At 60.2% G+C, this 17529-nt stretch carries 16 protein-coding genes; 7 read left to right on the forward strand and 9 right to left on the reverse strand.

Features of this window, described 5'->3' with window-relative positions:
* Positions 1 to 201: 201 nt before the first annotated feature.
* The gene (gene xopAW, locus AB4O11_RS00695) at positions 202 to 900 is read left to right on the forward strand and encodes a XopAW family type III secretion system calcium-binding effector (protein WP_460091924.1); all 699 of its coding nucleotides are present in this window, start codon (positions 202 to 204) and stop codon (positions 898 to 900) included.
* 672 nt (positions 901 to 1572) lie between these two features.
* On the opposite strand, the gene AB4O11_RS00700 is transcribed toward xopAW, so the two are convergent.
* The 9 genes from AB4O11_RS00700 to AB4O11_RS00740 all read right to left on the reverse strand — a co-directional run bounded on the left by AB4O11_RS00700 (position 1573) and on the right by AB4O11_RS00740 (position 9747).
* On the reverse strand, positions 1573 to 2625 hold the full coding sequence (locus AB4O11_RS00700; protein ID WP_116256259.1) for an AI-2E family transporter: 1053 nt from the start codon (positions 2623 to 2625) through the stop codon (positions 1573 to 1575).
* A 69-nt stretch (positions 2626 to 2694) separates the two neighbouring features.
* On the reverse strand, positions 2695 to 3501 hold the full coding sequence (locus AB4O11_RS00705; RefSeq protein WP_093442271.1) for a DUF4892 domain-containing protein: 807 nt from the start codon (positions 3499 to 3501) through the stop codon (positions 2695 to 2697).
* Positions 3502 to 3616: 115 nt separating this feature from the next.
* Entirely contained in the window at positions 3617 to 4471 is an 855-nt protein-coding gene (locus tag AB4O11_RS00710) for an alpha/beta hydrolase (RefSeq protein WP_460091926.1), read from the reverse strand.
* Positions 4468 to 5274, reverse strand: coding sequence for an alpha/beta fold hydrolase (locus AB4O11_RS00715; protein ID WP_460091929.1), 807 nt, complete (start codon positions 5272 to 5274; stop codon positions 4468 to 4470). The genes AB4O11_RS00710 and AB4O11_RS00715 overlap by 4 nt, the downstream gene beginning before the upstream one ends.
* Positions 5275 to 5571: 297 nt before the next feature.
* Complete coding sequence (locus AB4O11_RS00720) at positions 5572 to 6015, reverse strand: hotdog fold thioesterase (RefSeq protein WP_414925596.1); 444 nt, start codon at positions 6013 to 6015, stop codon at positions 5572 to 5574.
* A 31-nt stretch (positions 6016 to 6046) separates the two neighbouring features.
* Entirely contained in the window at positions 6047 to 7702 is a 1656-nt protein-coding gene (locus AB4O11_RS00725; protein WP_460129812.1) for an AMP-binding protein, read from the reverse strand.
* Between the two features lie 204 nt (positions 7703 to 7906).
* Entirely contained in the window at positions 7907 to 8359 is a 453-nt protein-coding gene (gene sixA, locus AB4O11_RS00730) for a phosphohistidine phosphatase SixA (RefSeq protein WP_186624785.1), read from the reverse strand.
* Positions 8356 to 8703, reverse strand: coding sequence for a DUF4389 domain-containing protein (locus AB4O11_RS00735; RefSeq protein ID WP_008087808.1), 348 nt, complete (start codon positions 8701 to 8703; stop codon positions 8356 to 8358). Before AB4O11_RS00735 ends, sixA begins: the two co-directional genes overlap by 4 nt.
* A gap of 18 nt (positions 8704 to 8721) precedes the next feature.
* Positions 8722 to 9747, reverse strand: a complete 1026-nt coding sequence (locus tag AB4O11_RS00740) for an NAD(P)H-dependent glycerol-3-phosphate dehydrogenase (RefSeq protein ID WP_460091933.1) — start codon at positions 9745 to 9747, stop codon at positions 8722 to 8724.
* A 196-nt stretch (positions 9748 to 9943) separates the two neighbouring features.
* On the opposite strand from AB4O11_RS00740, the gene AB4O11_RS00745 reads away from it, so the two are divergent.
* From AB4O11_RS00745 to AB4O11_RS00770, 6 genes are all read left to right on the forward strand, one after another.
* The gene (locus tag AB4O11_RS00745) at positions 9944 to 12067 is read left to right on the forward strand and encodes a TonB-dependent receptor plug domain-containing protein (protein ID WP_460129815.1); all 2124 of its coding nucleotides are present in this window, start codon (positions 9944 to 9946) and stop codon (positions 12065 to 12067) included.
* A gap of 1 nt (position 12068) precedes the next feature.
* Positions 12069 to 13001 (forward strand): ABC transporter substrate-binding protein, encoded by a 933-nt coding sequence (locus AB4O11_RS00750; RefSeq protein ID WP_460129817.1) that lies wholly within the window; start codon positions 12069 to 12071, stop codon positions 12999 to 13001.
* Positions 12998 to 14902 carry an ATP-binding protein gene (locus AB4O11_RS00755; RefSeq protein WP_093442229.1) on the forward strand — a complete coding sequence of 635 codons (1905 nt, stop codon included), beginning with the start codon at positions 12998 to 13000 and terminating at the stop codon, positions 14900 to 14902. The genes AB4O11_RS00750 and AB4O11_RS00755 overlap by 4 nt, the downstream gene beginning before the upstream one ends.
* Before the next feature lie 247 nt (positions 14903 to 15149).
* Positions 15150 to 15665 (forward strand): 3-hydroxyacyl-[acyl-carrier-protein] dehydratase FabA, encoded by a 516-nt coding sequence (gene fabA, locus AB4O11_RS00760; RefSeq protein ID WP_003227150.1) that lies wholly within the window; start codon positions 15150 to 15152, stop codon positions 15663 to 15665.
* 11 nt (positions 15666 to 15676) lie between these two features.
* Positions 15677 to 16897, forward strand: coding sequence for a beta-ketoacyl-ACP synthase I (fabB, locus tag AB4O11_RS00765; RefSeq protein WP_007968959.1), 1221 nt, complete (start codon positions 15677 to 15679; stop codon positions 16895 to 16897).
* Between the two features lie 389 nt (positions 16898 to 17286).
* Entirely contained in the window at positions 17287 to 17475 is a 189-nt protein-coding gene (locus AB4O11_RS00770) for a hypothetical protein (protein ID WP_077574113.1), read from the forward strand.
* The last annotated feature ends 54 nt before the right edge of the window (positions 17476 to 17529 follow it).

The raw sequence follows: 17529 nt of genomic DNA on the forward strand, positions 1-17529 counted from the left end.
GCTCGCGATAGCGGAGTGTCAGTCACAGTAAATGTCACTGATAAACCGCTATCGCGAGCAGGCTCACTCCTACAAGGTATTTGGTGTTCATTCCATCGTGTGTACCCACCGGTACAAATCCCACATACCCCCGACAACTTGCGCCCCGACGCTGCATAAGCCGGTACACCCACCGGTTTTCCATTCCAGGGAGTGAGTCCGATGATCGGTAGCGTCAGCAACTACACGAGCTATACCAGCACCAGCAGTACCTCCACGCAAAACGCCCGCAGCCAGCAACTGCAAAAAGAACTGTTCGCCAAACTCGACAGCAACGGCGACGGCGCAGTGGATCAGGACGAACTGAAAAGCGCCCTGTCGCAGAAGAACGACGACGGTCTGCTGGTCAAACTGAGTAAACAATTCGGTGATCTGGACAGCGATGCCAGCGGCAGCCTCAGCGCCGAAGAATTGACCGCCATGGCGCCCCCGCCACCGCCACACGATCAAGCACCGGACACCGACCTCGCCGACGCCCTGATCAGCGCCCTCGACAGCGACGGTGACGGCGCCATCAGCAGCGACGAACTGTTCAGCCAACTTGATGCGGATGGCGACGGCAGCGTGACCGCGACAGAACTCGGCAGCGCACTGCAAGCCAGCGACAGCGCGACTTCAACCACCAGCACTGACACCAGTGCCGCGCTGCTCAAGGTGCTCGATAGCGACAGCAGCGGCGGTGTAAGCAGCGACGAGCTGAAAGCGGCTTTACAGGCAGGGCGAGAACGGCCGGATGAAGAACAGACCGCTTCTACCCAGAGCACCACCGAAGCCCTGAACCGCATGATTGCCAATTTGAGCAAACAGTACTCGCTGGAGAAAACGGCGTCGGTGGGCAAGTATTTGAATGTGGCGACTTGAGTCGAAGACACTATTTGCCGCAGACAATCAAAAGCCCCTCACCCTAGCCCTCTCCCAGAGGGAGAGGGGACTGACCGAGGTGTTTGGGAGAGCTACGCCGACGTGAAATACCGAGTCGAACTCAGATTCTGAAACAGATCAAAAGCCCCTCACCCTAACCCTCTCCCAGAGGGAGAGGGGACTGATCGAGGTGTTTGGGAGAGTTACGCCGACGTGAAATACCGAGTCGAACTGAGGCTTTGAAAAGCACACATTTCAGCCCCCTCTCCCTCGGGAGAGGGCTGGGGTGAGGGGCAGCAACAACGCAAATCAAAAGCCGAACACCCGCGCTCTTCACCACTCAATAGGCCGAGTGTCAGCTCGCCTGCTTTTGATCTTGATCCACGGGCGACGTCGGAAGGCTGAGTGGAGGGATTGATCCGGGCGTGGGAGCGCAGCGACCGTTTGGCGCAGCCAAACACAGCGAGAGGAGGTGCAGCGAAGCAAACCGTAGGCGCTGCGCCCGGATCGATCCCGCAGCGAAGGAACCCCCGAGCCCCAGCGAGCGGGCCGCACGTAGGAGCAAGCCTTTTGGGTTACCTTTTCGGCGTTTGGAAAAGGTGACCCGCCGTAAGGGCGGAACCCTAAGCAGCCGTTACCGCAGCAATGGATATACACCCAAACCCAAAACAGCTACCGCCGATCCTCAACCCGCCCCTGACTCTTGCTCCAATCCGTCAACAAACTATAAGCCACCGCCAACAACGTAGGCCCGATAAACAACCCGATAAACCCAAACGCAATCAACCCGCCAAACACCCCAAGCAACACAATCACCAACGGCAAATTCCCCCCGCGGCTGATCAAATACGGCTTGAGCACGTTATCCACCCCACTGATGACAAACGTCCCCCAGATCCCGAGAAACACCGCCATCCCGTACTCACCCTTCCACGCCAGCCAAGCCGTCGCCGGCACCCACACCAACGGCGGCCCCATCGGAATCAGACTCAACAGGAAGGTGACAATCCCGAGCACCAGCGCCCCCGGCACCCCGGCAATCAAAAACCCGATCAACGCCAGAACCGCCTGCGCCGCCGCCGTGCCGATCACCCCGTTGACCACGCGCTGCACAGTCCCGGCGACCAGCTCGATGTAATAGCCCGCGCGATCCCCGATCAAGCGCTCCAGCAGACTGTGCACAAACGCCGCCAGTCGCGGCCCGTCACGATAGAAAAAGAACACAAAGACAATGCTCAACGTCAGCTCGAGAATCCCGCCACCAATCTGCGCACTGCGCGCCAGCAGCCAGTTACCGACCTGCCCCAGATAAGGTTTGATCGACACCATCAGCGCGGCGCCCTGCTGATCGATGCTGTTCCACAGCCCGACCAGGCGCTCGCCCACAAACGGCAAAGTCCCCAGCCACACCGGCGCTTCCGGCAGACCGTCGACCTGCACATCCTTGATGAACGCCGTGGCATCACGCACATGATCCCCCACGTTGAACCCCAGCCAGACCAGCGGCGCGGCCACCAGCAGCATCCAGCCCAGCGTCAGAATCCCCGCAGCCAGCGACTCACGGCCATTGAGCCAGCGGGTCAACAGACGCATCAGCGGCCAACTGGCGAATGCCAGCACCGCGCCCCAGAACAGGGCCGACCAGAACGGCGCCATCACCCACAGGCTGGCACCAAACAACACCAGCAGCAGGATCTGCACCAGCAGGCGATCGTTATTGAGCATGTAAGATCTCGAAAAAGTCAGTCAGGCAAAGAGTAGGCGAACACGCAGTTCGTGCTCGCCCGAAACAGCTTAACGCAACAGATCGATGCGCAGGCCAGAGCCTTCAACACTGCCGGTCTCCATGCGTGCCGCCCGCACGCCCTGATTGATCAGGGCCTGTCGCCATGCCTCGGCTTTCGGCCCGGACACCGTCACGCGCAACGTCGTATCGAGATTAAGGCCACGGGAAATCAGGCGTAGCCATGTATCGTCCGGATCATTCACGCGATCAGGAAAATCCAGTTCACCGGTGCTTTTCAACTGACGCAACAGGGTGGCCGAGGTCGGCAGCAGCTCACCCAACGGTGCAGCCGCCTCGAACTGTTCGACATGCAGATAGGCTTTGCGATTGCCACGCGTGATGCTGTAAAGCGCCACCAGCGTGTTGTCACGCGGTGCGGCCAGTCTCAACAACAGATACGCCTGTTGTTCGTCAGCACCGTACAACTTGGCGTTGCCGAACACCTCGTTGGCCCACAGGCTGCTTTCACCGCAATCACGCGCCTGACACCAGAACAGCAATTCGGCGTCCTGCTTTTGCAGGGCTTCACGAGCGGCAGTAAAGGCTTCGGTGGCGGAGTGTTCGGGGGGCAACTCGTAGGTCACCGAAGTGGTCTGGCCACGGGCGGTGACCTGACCGTCGAAACGCAGCTGCCCGCTGATCTTGCGGATCGAGCCCAGCGGATAGATCCGCTCAAGCTCCACAGGCGGGCGGTAGTCGACGATCTGTGCATCGGCCAGACGCGGCACGATCTGCAGATCCTGACTGCCCGGCACATCGGCGGCGAACGAAACGGTACTGAAACAGCACAGTGCCAACAGACTGAGTGACCGCATAGTCAGGCTCATCGGATCGGCATGACTGGGTAATTCGAGGTCGCAGCGGTATAGAAATCCATCGTAGTTGTCTCCCATTTCAACCCGCCCAGCCTCGACAGTTGCCCGCAGCAAGTCAAGGAATGGCGAAGAACCGATTGAAACAGTCTGCTACAAGGCCGGCACCCGCCTCGTCGTTCAGGTGCAAATGGTGCCCGCCCGCCAACTGTTCCCGGCTAAAGGGTAGACGCTCCAGCAGCTCCGGATGTTTGGCGAGCATGCCGTCAGCCGCGACCACCAGCTGCGCCGGACAACTGACCCGCAGCGCGAAAGCCATTGCCTGTTCCTGGGTCAGACGCAGCGGCGAAGGCAGGGTCAGGCGATTGTCGGTGCGCCAGGTGTAACCGCCGGGCACCGGCATCAGACCGCGCTGGGCCAACAATTCAGCCGCCTCACGGCTGACCGCCACCAGACCTTTCATGCGCGCTTCGATGGCACGGTCGAGGGTGCTGTAAACCGGTTTGCGCTTCTCGCGCAGATCCAGTTGCGCTTGCAGGGCCATGCCCATGCGCTCGGCGGCGTTTTCGCCTTTGTCTGTAGGAGGAATGACGCCGTCGATCAGCGCCAGATGGCTGATGCGTTCCGGCAGCGAACCCGCCAGCACCATGGAAACGATGGCGCCCATCGAATGCCCGAGCAGGCCGAAACGCTTCCAGCCCAGTTGTTCGGCGACTTGCAGCACGTCATGGGCGTAATCCCACAGCGCATAGCCGGCGCCGTTCGGCCGATGCCCGGAGTGCCCGTGCCCGGCCATGTCCAACGCAATGATGCGCAAGCCTTTGAGTTTGGGCGCCAATCGGGCAAAGCTGTTGGCATTGTCGAGCCAACCATGCAGTGCAATCACCGGCAGCCCGTCCTCGGGCCCGAATAAATGCGCGGCCAGTTCTATATGCGGCAGGCTCAGGCGCACTTCTTCGAAGGTCGGACTCATGCGCAATCCTTGTTCTGACGGTGCTCCCAACGGGTAAACAGATTCTTCAACAACCGCGCGGTGTCCTGTGGACGCTCAAGCGGGAACATGTGGCCGCCGGGCATGCTCAACGCCTCGCCCTGGGCCAGACGCGAAACGAAACGGGTGTGATGGCGCATGACCACACGACTCGTATGCCCCCGCACCACCGCCAGCGGCACTTGCAATTGACCGGTACGGCCAGGGCTGGTGTGCGGCACGCCGCGATAGATGCTGATCTCGGTGGCCGGGTCGAAACGCAGGCGCAGTTTGTCGCCAACCTTGTGCAAACCGTGCTGCAGGTAGGCGTCGAAACATTCCGGATCGAAGCCGCGAAACAGCGTCTTGCCAGCAAAATAGCTGCGCGCACTGTCGAGGTCGGCGAACTCTTCGCGCCGGCCCAACGTGCGGCCGGCCGGGGTCAGTCTGTCGATGAAGCCAAAGCGCTTGGCCGCGCGGATTACCCACTGATCAGTGCGGGTCAGCACCGGCGAATCGAGCATCACCACGCCGCGATACAGCTCAGGGCAACGCAGTGCCGCGTGCAAATGCAGTACGCCGCCGAACGAATGGCCGACGCCCCACACCGGCTGATCCTGCTGCTGCAAATGGTGGATCAACTCGTCGACGAGGTTGTACCAATTGTCATCCGCCGGGAAACGCGGGTCATGGGCATGCTGCTCCAGATGCGCGACCCGGTACTCGGGCGCCAGCGCCGCGAACAATTTGCCATAGGTGCCCGAAGGGAAGCCGTTGGCGTGGGCGAAAAAGATCGGTTGCGACATGCTGGCAAATCCATGAGCGGGAAACGTGGCGTTGATTGTCCGTAAGACCGCGCCTTACAGCAATGACCGTAACTGCCAGGAATGATGACAGTCCGGTCAGGGCTATGGTGAGTCAGTCGGATCGCTACCCCCTCACCCCCAGGGGGCGAGGGGGAAAGGGAGCCGATCTCCATGCTTTTCCGAATCTGTATTCGACTCGGTATCTCAGGTCGATGAAGCACGTGAAAACAACGAGGTCGGCCCCCTCTCCCTCTGGGAGAGGGCTGGGGTGAGGGGCTGATCACTGAAGAACCCCACTCAACGCACCGGCGGCTGCTCACCCAACGGCACCACCGCCATGGTCAACCGCGACACACAACTGGCCTTGCCTTCATCACTGGTCAAGCGAATGTCCCACACATGCGTGGTGCGACCAATGTGAATCGGCTTAGCCACCGCCGTCACCCGCCCACTGCGCAAGCCGCGCAGATGGTTGGCGTTGATCTCAAGTCCCACGCAGTAAAACTTGCTGGCATCGATGCACAGATAGCTGGCCATCGAACCGACGGTTTCTGCCAGTACCACCGAGGCGCCGCCGTGCAGCAAACCGTAGGGCTGATGGGTGCGATGGTCGATGGCCATGCTTGCAGTCAGCGATTCTTCGTCGAACGCTTCGAAGCGGATGTCCAGCACTTCGCCAATGGTGTTCTTCTGGATTGCGTTCAACTGCTCGATGTTCGGAGTGGTACGCCACAAGCTCATCGCAGACTTCCTTTGTTGTTTTAGTGGTCGCTCAATCCTGCCACAGCACCGCCTCGCTGCGCTCGCTCCATTCTTCGAAACGCGCGCCATAGGTGTCTTCGATGACGTTGCGCTTGATCTTCAGGGTTGGCGTGAGGAAGCCGTTTTCCACCGCCCAACTGTCCTTGACCACCACCAGTCGACGCAGGCGTTCGTGCTTGTCGAGCACGGCGTTGACCTCTTCGAGGAGTTTTTCCAGGCTCGAATGCAGGCTCGCCCGGCCCTCCTCCTGATTGACCGTCGACAAGACGCACAAGCCGAGTGGCGCGCTTAGGCCGTCCCCTACCACGCACACCTGTTCAATCCGCGAATGCACGGCCAAGCGATTTTCGATCGGTGCCGGGGCAACATATTTGCCCTTGCTGGTCTTGAAGATCTCCTTGAGTCGGCCAGTCAGGCGCAGGCGCCCTTCAGCATCCTGTTCGCCCTTGTCACCGGTGCGCAGAAAGCCGTCCTCAGTCAGGGTTTCGGCGGTCTTCTGCGGTTCCTTGAAATAGCCGAGCATGTTCGCCTGACTGCGCACCTGCACCTCGCCCGACTCATCGATGCGTACTTCGACATCCGGGCACGGCTTGCCGATCCAACCCTGCTTGTATTGCCCCGGCAGGCAGATGTGCGAGTAGCCGCAACTCTCGGTCATGCCGTAGACCTCCAGCACATCCAGGCCAAGTTTCTGATACCAGGCGAGCAAGGTCTGCGGCACCGGCGCGGCACCGGATAACGCCACGCGCAAAGCATCCAGCCCCAGGCCTGCCAGTACCTTGTGACCAACGCGCTTGCTAATGAATGGCAGACCGAGAAGAAAATCCAGACGTTTCGCCGGGATCTTGCTGTACACGCCCATCTGGAATTTGGTCCAGATGCGCGGCACACCGAACATCGCGGTCGGCCGTGCTCGCTGCAGGTCAGTGATGAAGGTCTCAAGGCTCTCGGCGAAGAAAACCGTCTGCCCGGTGTAGATCGACGCCAGTTCTACGAACATGCGCTCGGCGACGTGGCACAGCGGCAAGTACGAGAGCAATCGATCGTTCTCGTTAAGCCCGAACAGTTGCGTGCCGCGCGTCGTGGCGAAACCGAGATTGGCAAAACTGTGCATCACGCCTTTGGGCAGGCCGGTGGTGCCGGAGGTGTAAATGATCGTCGCCAATTGCTCGGCCGCCGGACGGGGATCATCCTGAATCGGCGAACTGCGCTGCAAGTCCGCCCAACTGAATTCGAAATCCCCGGGCGGGTGCAGTGGCAGACTAATGGTCGGCAGATCCGCCGGCACGCCTTTGCACATGCCCGGCCAGTCGTCGAGCTTGCCGATGAAGGCCAGGACGCTTTCCGAGTGATTGAGCACTTGCGCAACGGAGTCGGCGGTGAGGTTGGGATACAGCGGAACGGAGACGTGCCCGGCCATCCAGATCGCCAGGTCGGCGATGATCCAGTGCGCGCAGTTTTTCGAGATCAGGGCGATATGGCTGCCCTGCGGCAACTCCCGCGCACGCAACCAATGTGCGGCGCAGCGGGCCTGATGGCCGACGTCGGCCCAGCTCAGCGTCTCGACCTGGCCGCCGCCAATGGGCTGCACGAGGAAGCGCTGACGCGGGTGCCGGGCTTCACGTTCGTAGAACACGTCCAGCGGCAAACGGAAGGCGGCAGACATGCGACTCGCTCCTGTTTTTTGGGTCTGGAGCAAGCGTAGTCAACCAAGCAAGTGCTTGGTTGGAAAATTCACACAAATAATTTCATGGTTTACGCAGAAACCAATGTGGGAGCGAGCCTGCTCGCGAATGCAGGCTGTCAGACACATAAATGATGAATGACACTCCGCTTTCGCGAGCAGGCTCGCTCCCACAAGGAACCAGCGTTATGGATGTTTGAGGCTGTTGAGGTTCATCGAGCCGATCAGCAGCTCTGCGCTTTCAAGCTCAGCCAACCCGGCAGTACTGACCTTCTCCGGCGGATACCCGGCGCCATGCTGCAGATAGCTGAGCAGATTGCCCACCAGCGGGTTGTGACTGACCAGCAGGACGTTGCTCACCGACACCAGTTGATCGGTGACCTTGTCCGGGTCGGTCTCCGGCGTCAGCCACTCGACCGTGCGAATTTCCGGCTCGAAACCCAGCGCCTCACGGACAATCTGCGCAGTCTGTTGCGCGCGCAGATAAGGGCTGGCGTAGATCGCCGTCAGCGGCTGGCCGATCAAATGGGCCGCGCTGTTCCAGACTTCTTTACGGCCGTGATCGGTCAGCTCCCGTTCGGAGTCGGGGCACGAGCCGAAAGGCACGGCTTCACCGTGACGTAATACCCAGAGTTTCATAGCTTGGGTTCCTCATCTCGAACCGGATGCGGTGCCGGTGCGACGGCGTGCGGCGCTTCACCTTCCGGAGTACGCGGGGTTGGCCAGTCGGCGAACGGCCACGGTTTCTGGTCGCTGTGGAAACTGCCGAAACGGCCGATCTGCGCCAGAAACTGGCTCAGGCTGTCGCCGAAATTCATCAGGCTGGCGCTCGGGGCGCCATAGATCAAACGATAGATCAGTTGCACCAGCACCACCGCGCCGAGGATGAACTGCGCCACTTGCCAGACCAGCACGTAGACGATCATCCACAACACACGCAGAAGGATGGATTCGTACTTGGCTTCGGTTTTCGGATCGTTCATGACTTGCTCCGTGCTGAATCAGTTGAAACCACTGGTGGAAATAAAATCGACGTCGGTTTTCGGCTCGGCCCGCATCAGTAGACCGATCACCTGTTCCAGCGTGCGTCCTTCAAAGAGGATCGCATGCAGCCCGGCGACCAGTGGCATGTACACGCCGACTTCCTGAGACTTGGCCTTGAGCACCTTCAAGGTGTTGACCCCTTCAGCGACTTCACCAAGTCGCGACACCGCTTCGTCGAGACTCAAGCCCTGACCCAGCGCAAAACCGACTTGATAGTTGCGACTCTTCGGCGACGAACAGGTCACGATCAGATCGCCGACACCGGCCAGACCGAGGAAGGTCATGGGATTAGCGCCCTGATTCACGGCAAAACGGGTCATTTCCGCCAGTGCCCGGGTGATCAGCATGCTCTTGGTGTTCTCGCCCATCTCCAGCGCCACCGCCATGCCGGCGATGATCGCGTAAACGTTTTTCAACGCCCCGCCCAGTTCGACACCGAAACGGTCAGCACTGGCGTAAACGCGGAAGGTACGACCGTGTAGCGCGGCTTGCACGGCTTTACACAGTTCTTCGTCTTCGCTGGCGACCACGGTGGCGGTCAGTGCGTGCTCGGCAATCTCGCGCGCCAGGTTCGGCCCGGACAACACGCCGATGCGCGCCTGCGGGGCGATTTCTTCGAGAATCTGGCTCATCAGTTTGAAGGTCTGCGCTTCGATGCCTTTGGTCAGGCTGACCAGCATCTTGCCGCTCAACCGCTCGGCGTGAGCGGCAAGCACCGTGCGCAACGCGCTGGACGGCAGCGCGACAAAGCACAAATCGCAGGCGTCGAGGGTTTCCTGCAGGTCGGTGAGGGCAGTCACCCCCGGCAGAATCTTGATGCCTTTGAGGTAACGCGGGTTTTCGCGATTGACCCGGATGGCCTCGGCCTGCTCGGGGTCACGCATCCACTGCCGGACTTGATGGCCGTTCTCGGCCAAAAGATTGGCCACGGCGGTACCAAAACTTCCGCCTCCCAGGACCGCAATCGGGCGCTGTTCAGTCATATGCAATCCGTTAATCCATACCAGTGGCGATGCCGGCATTATACGGGGCGGCCAACGCGCGGCCAGCCCCAGCAACAATTACCGACACTTGTAGGAAGAAGACCAATAAAACCTAGGAAAATGCCTGCAACGTGACTGGAAATGTCGCTGCCCTCGGTTAACATGCGCGCCAATTCTTCGCTATCAAGGTTGTGTCGTGTCTTTTGGCTCTGCGTCCCCGCGTTCGTCCGTCTTACTGGCGCTGCTGTTCAGCCCGGTATTAATGGCGGACGACCTGTTCATGGACAACGAAGCACTGCCCCAGGTGCTGACCGCCACGCGCCTGAAGCAGACACCGGCGGAAGTGCCGGGAAGCATGACCGTAATTGACAACGAACTGATCCACGCCAGCGGTGCCCGCGATATCAGCGAACTGCTGCGACTGGTGCCGGGGATGATGGTCGGCAACATCAGCGGCAATCAGGCGGCGGTCAATTACCACGGCACCAACGCCAGCGAAGCACGGCGCATGCAGGTGCTGATCGACGGTCGCTCGGTGTACCGCGCCGGTTTGTCCACGGTGGACTGGAGCGATATTCCGGTGGCCATGGAAGACATCGAGCGCATCGAAGTTTTTCGCGGCCCCAACACTGTCAGCTACGGCGCCAACGCGCTGATGGCGGTGGTCAACATCATCACGCGAAACCCGATGGACAGCCACGGTACGCGGCTGAAGTACACCCGTGGTCAGCGCGGCATCAACGATTTCTACGCCAGCCAGGGCACCGGCTGGAATGGCGGCGACTTGCGTCTGTCGTTGTCCGGGCAAGAAGACGACGGCTTCGACAGCGATCGCAGCGGCGCCGATTACCGTGACAGCCGGCGCTTGAACCGTTTCAGTCTCGCGGTCAGCCACACCCTCAGCGATAACCAGAGCCTCGACTGGCAGGTCAACGCCAAGGACGGCAGCAACCAGCGGCCGTACACCTATCGTCCGGTGTTTTCCGGGATTACTGCCGCCGGGAACAACTCCGACGTGGTCGCCAAGGATTACGCCGGCTCGGTGCGCTGGAACCTCGACATCAACCCCGAACACAGCCTTTATATACAAGGCTCGGCGCAACACTGGGATCGTCAGCAAACCTGGCGCGCCTGCGATGCCGAGGTGTCGTTCAGCCCCGAACTGACGCAACTGTGGCAACTCAACCCGAATTACACCGAACGCCTGGCGCGCAACATCACCCGTTTCACCGGCCCCGGCGCTGCGCCCGGCACCCCGCAGGAAATGGCCCTGGCCAATCAGGTGCTCGAGCAATGGCGTAACGGCGCCAGCCGCACCCTGTGCGGCGACATCGACCAGAGCGCACGGGAATCGCGCTACGACCTCGAAGTGCAGGACACCCTCAGCCTGTCCGACAGCCTGCGTCTGGTCAGCGGCATGAACTATCGTTACGACCGCGCCGACTCCGAAACCTACTTCAATGGCACGCTGGACGACACCACGTGGCGCGCGTTCGGCCAACTGGAATGGCGTGCCACTGAACACTGGCTGTTGCAGGGCGGTGCGATGTTCGAAAACACGCAACTGATCGGCAGTTCGCTGACGCCGCGCTTCGCCGTCAATTACCTGATCAACCCGCGCCACGGCCTGCGCGCGGTTTACTCGGAAGCGATCCGCTCGCCGGACATGTTCGAGAACAACGTCAACTGGAGCTATCAGGTCAGCAACCTGCGGCCTTCGGCTTACGGCCAGTCGTCGGCGCGGTACTTCGTCAAGACGCGCGGCCCGGGCGACCTCGATCAGGAGCACATGCGCTCGCGGGAGCTGGGCTACAACGGCTACTTCGCCGAGCTGGGCCTGGCCCTGGATGTGAAGCTGTTCTACGACGAGATCACCGGAATGATCAGTGAGCCGCTGCGTAACAACCAATACATCGCCAGCAACGCCAACAGCTCGCGGTTTCGTGGCACCGAAACCCAGCTCGACTGGCGCGTGAGCCTGGCCGACCGCTTGCGGTTCACCTACGCCTTTGTCGATGCCGAAGCGAGCAATCCGCTGGATCAACAATTCACCTCACGCAATAGCGGTTCGGCCGGTTGGCTGCGCGATTGGGGCCATGGCTGGAACAGCGCCCTCTTCTATTACGGCGACAACGCGCTCAATGGCTACCGTTTCGAGCGGGTCGACACACGCATCGCCAAACGCATCCTGCTGGGCAAAGCCCAGCTGCAACTGGCCGGCGTGCTGCAACAGCGCCTCGACCATGCGCCGACCACCTTCGTCGACAATAATTACGACGAGCGTCGGGTGATGTATTTCAGCGCTGAGCTGGAGTTCTAGGATGCGCTACCGGCCGTCACGGACGCTGCCAACCCTTGGTCACTGGCTGGCCGGGGTTTGCCTGTTTCTGACCGCATGGCTGCATGGCGTGGCGGTGCAGGCCGCCGATATTCTGTTGACCGGTGCCGAGGAAAGTCCCGGCGTGCAAGCATTCGTCCAGGCACTCAGCGAATTGCGTCCGACTGACAACGTGCGTTTCCAGCCGTTGGCCAGTCTGCCGGCACCGGGAAAACTGCCTGCCAGTCTGCGCCTGATTCTGCTCGACCTGCCGAGCCTCGACTGGCGCCTGCAAGCCCCCCAAGGCCCGGCAACGCTGGTGCTGCGCATCAGTCGTCTGCAAGCGCGCCAGCGCCTCGGCAGCGCGCAACCGGCGCACCTGAGTTTGCTGTGGAGTGACCCACCGCTGAGCCGCCAGTTGCAGTTGATCCGACGCATTCTGCCCCAGGCCCAGCGCATCGGCGTGCTCTTCGATCAACACAGCGAATTCCTCCTCAACGAACTCAATCTCGCCGCTAAACCACTGAACCTGCAAATCGTCAGCCAGCGCTGGGACAACATCCACGACAGCCGCCCGCTGCAAACCGTGCTGAAGAACAGCGACGTGTTACTCGGCCTCGACGACCCCGACCTGTACAACCCGAAAACCGCGAAAAACCTGCTGCTCAGCAGCTATTCACGGCAAGTCGCGCTGGTCGGTCCTAACGTGGCGTTCGTCCGCGCCGGCAGCCTGGCGAGTACCTACAGCGATCAGAACGACTGGCTGGCCGTGCTCGATCATTTGCTCGACCAATCGCCGGCCAGTTGGCCGCGAACGCTCTACCCCACACGTTTTAAAGTCTCAAGTAATGCGCAGGTCGCTCGTTCCCTAGGGATCGAGCCGCTAAATGAAGCGTCTGTCGCCCAAGCGCTGGCTGAAGGAGAACGCCGTCCATGAGTTTTCGTCGCCGTTGGGACATCAACACCCGCACCCAGTTGATCAGTCTGGGCCCGGCGCTGTTGTTGACCCTGTTGCTGATCAGCTTCTTTACCTTTGTGCGCATTCAGGATCTGCGCCAGGAGCTGAACCACACCGGCCAACTGATCGCCAACCAACTGGCACCCGCCACTGAATACGGGGTGATTTCCGGCAATAACGAAGTGCTGGAAAGCCTGCTCAAAGCGACACTGGCCACGCCCAACGTGCGCTTTCTCGAAATACAGGACAGCGCCAACCGGATTCTGGTGTACGTCGAACAGCCCGCCGCCGCGCACAGTCGCCCGCATCAGGTTGAAGTGTTTCAGGCACCGGTGCGCCTGCAACGCATCGCCCTGCACAATGATTTCTTTCAGGACGGCAAGGTCAGCAACGGCGGGGCCAGCGAGGACTATCTGGGCCGAGTAATCGTTGGCTTGTCCAACGATGCCTTCAGCCAGCGCCAGCAGGAGATTCTGTTCAAGGCCGGGATTCTCGCGCTGTTCGCCCTGCTCTTCACCTTCGTATTGGCACGACGCCTGGCCGGCAGCCTGTCGCAGCCGATTCGCGACATCGGCGATGCAGTCAAGGCGATTCAGGACGGCGATTACAAAACCCCGCTGCCGATTGTCGATGACACCGAACTGGGCGCGCTGTCGCAGCACATCAACAACCTCGCCCAAGCGCTGGAACAGGCCAGCCGTGAGCAGCACCAGGCCATGGCGCAACTGATTCAGACCCGCGAAGAGGCGGAAAAGGCCAACAACGCCAAGTCGGACTTTCTGGCGATGATGAGCCACGAACTGCGCACGCCCATGAACGGCGTGCTGGGCATGCTGCAACTGCTGGAAACCACTGAGATGACCGAGGAGCAGGTCGAATACGCCGCCCTTGCCTCGGAGTCCACCGAACACCTGCTGAAAGTCATCAACGATATTCTCGACTTCTCGCGCATCGAACGCTCGGAACTGGAACTGGAGCACATCCCGTTCAACCTCGCCGAACTGATCGGCGCCTGCGCCCAGTCGTTCCAGCACAGCGCGGTGCAGCGGGGTCTGGCGCTGAACTTGCGCATCCCGGACGACATGCGCGGTTTGCAGGTGCAGGGCGATCCGACGCGGATCCGGCAGATTTTGGTCAACCTGGTTGGCAATGCGCTGAAATTCACCGAACAGGGCCGGGTCAGCATCGAGGCGCAGTGGCAGTCGCTGGATCACGAATTACTGTGGTTCACCTGTTCGGTGCGTGACAGCGGCATCGGTATCTCTTCTGAAAGTCTGGAGTTGATGTTCAATGCCTTCCAGCAGGCCGACAGTTCGATTTCACGGCGCTATGGCGGCACCGGTCTCGGTCTGCCGATCGCCCGCACGCTGGCCGAACGCATGGGCGGCACCTTGCGCGCGCAGAGCGAGGAAGGTCGCGGTTCAGTATTCACTCTGGAAATTCCGCTGGCACTCTATAAGCAGGCGCTGCCGCCCCTGGCTGCGCCGCGTGCACTGAACGGCAAAGAGCATGGTGAAGGACGCAATGTCTTGCTGGTCGAAGACAATCCAGTGAACCAGACCGTTATTGAAGCGATGCTGCGCAGTCTGGGCTTTACTGTCAGTGTTGCTACCGATGGCGCACAAGCCGTGCGCAGCGCCGAGGGCAGCGACTTCGAAGTGATTCTGATGGATTGCCGTTTGCCGATCATCGATGGCTATGAGGCCACCCGACAGATCCGTTGCCTACCCGGACGCAGCGAAGTGCCGATCATCGCGCTGACCGCCAACGCCTTGCAGGGCGACCGGGAAACCTGCCTGTCGGCGGGGATGAACGATTATCTGGCGAAGCCGTTCAAACGTAATGATCTGCAGCAGATTCTGCAGCGCTGGGTGTCGTAGTGTGGGCCTTTCGACCATCTGCGACTGGCGTGAAAAGCGAAAGTGCGGCAGTCTTAGGCACCCGAACGAGCCTCAAAAGAGGCTTGAATAAAAATTTCAGTGCACAAGTGTACATTCATGTCCTTGGTGCTGTGACTTTCACCACAACGCAATAGTCTATGAGTAGGCTGCCGGTTCGAGGCATGAACGCTTCGAACGGTCGGGAAGATTTGCCCCACCTGCCGCATGGGATTATTGAGGAGCTCGCATGACCAAACAAAACGCCTTTACTCGGGAAGATCTGCTGCGCTGCAGTCGCGGTGAGCTGTTCGGCCCAGGTAACGCGCAACTGCCCGCCCCGAACATGCTGATGGTCGATCGCATCACCCTGATCAGCGAAGAAGGCGGCAAGTACGGCAAAGGTGAATTGGTCGCCGAGCTGGATATCAACCCTGACCTGTGGTTCTTCGCGTGCCACTTCGAAGGCGATCCGGTGATGCCGGGCTGCCTGGGTCTGGATGCCATGTGGCAACTGGTCGGTTTCTTCCTGGGCTGGCAAGGCCTGCCGGGCCGTGGCCGTGCGCTGGGTTCAGGCGAAGTGAAGTTCTTCGGTCAGGTGCTGCCGACCGCCAAGAAAGTCACCTACAACATTCATATCAAACGCGTCCTCAAGGGCAAGCTGAACCTGGCCATCGCCGATGGTTCGGTGACTGTCGACGGTCGCGAAATCTACACCGCCGAAGGCCTTCGCGTCGGCGTGTTCACCTCCACTGACAACTTCTAAGGGTTATTCGCATGCGCCGCGTCGTTATCACTGGTCTGGGCATCGTTTCGTGCCTGGGCAATGACAAAGAGACCGTCTCCGCTAACCTGCGTGCAAGCCGCCCTGGCATCCGGTTCAACCCGGAATATGCTGAAATGGGTCTGCGTAGCCAGGTTTCCGGCTCCATCGACCTCAACCTTGAAGAACTGATCGATCGCAAGATCTATCGCTTCGTCGGCCACGCAGCCGCGTACGCCTACCTGGCCATGAAAGACGCCATCACTGACTCCGGCCTGACCGAAGAGCAAGTGTCCAACCCGCGTACCGGCCTGATCGCTGGTTCCGGTGGTGCTTCCACGCTGAACCAGATGGAAGCGCTGGACATCCTGCGCGAGAAAGGCGTCAAGCGCGTTGGCCCGTACCGTGTAACGCGGACCATGAGCAGCACCGTTTCCGCTTGCCTGGCCACGCCATTCAAGATCAAAGGCCTGAACTACTCCATCGCATCTGCCTGCGCCACCAGTGCTCACTGCATCGGTACCGCCATGGAACAGATCCAGATGGGCAAGCAGGACATCGTTTTCGCCGGTGGTGGTGAAGAAGAGCACTGGAGCCAGTCGTTCCTGTTCGACGCAATGGGCGCTCTGTCCAGCAAGCGTAACGACACCCCGGAACAAGCTTCCCGTGCCTACGACGCTGACCGTGACGGTTTCGTCATTGCCGGCGGTGGCGGTATGGTCGTGGTTGAAGAACTGGAACACGCTCTGGCCCGTGGCGCGAAGATCTACGCCGAAATCGTTGGCTACGGCGCAACGTCCGACGGCTACGACATGGTTGCCCCAAGTGGCGAAGGCGCGATCCGCTGCATGCAGATGGCGATGTCCACCGTTGATACGCCGATCGACTACCTGAACACCCACGGCACCTCGACTCCGGTCGGCGACGTCGCGGAAATGAAAGGTGTGCGTGAAGTGTTCGGCGACAAGGCACCAGCGATCAGCTCGACCAAGAGCCTGTCCGGTCACTCCCTGGGCGCCGCCGGCGTTCACGAAGCGATCTACTGCATGCTGATGATGGAAGGCAACTTCATTGCCGGTTCCGCCAACATCGACGAGCTGGACCCTGAAGTGGCCGACCTGCCGGTGCTGACCAAGACCCGCGAAAACGCCACCATCAACACTGTGATGAGCAACAGCTTCGGCTTCGGCGGCACCAACGCCACGCTGGTACTGAAGCGCTGGGAAGGCAAGTAATTCCCCCCGCTTGAGCCACACATGAAAACGCCCCGACTGGTTCGGGGCGTTTTTTTTCGCCTGCGCAAAACTCATGGCCGACACAAATCCCCTGTAGGAGTGAGCCTGCTCGCGATAGCGGTGGATCAGCCACCGCCATCAGCTACTGACACTCAGCTATCGCGAGCAGGCTCCCACAATGGGGTTTCGGCGCTTCTGAAAATGAAACTTCTGTCATGAAACCTACCGCCCTGCGACCGAATGTCGCGGATTACGCGGGCTGCAGCACTGTTGCAAAAAACGCAATAACACCTTGCGCAAATCAAGCGTTTACTTAGCAAGCTAACAAATCATATAAAAGAGTCCTGCACACGCCTTGCTGCAGATAACTTGAGATTTGGAGCTAGCAGATGACTGTAAAAGTAACTGAACGCGACGATTCACACATGTCCCACGAAGGCGTAGCCGCCGGTATCCGCATCTGGGATGTGCATCAACAAGACTTGCTGGTCGGCATGTTCCACAACGAGATCGATGCCCACAACTACAAGGCCGAACTCGAAGTGCAAGAGCAACAACGCGAAACCCGTTCCTCCTGATTCAACCACAGCATTGAAAACGACAAACCCCGCCATGAGCGGGGTTTGTCGTTG

The sequence above is a fragment of the Pseudomonas sp. H1_D05 genome (assembly GCF_054682705.1).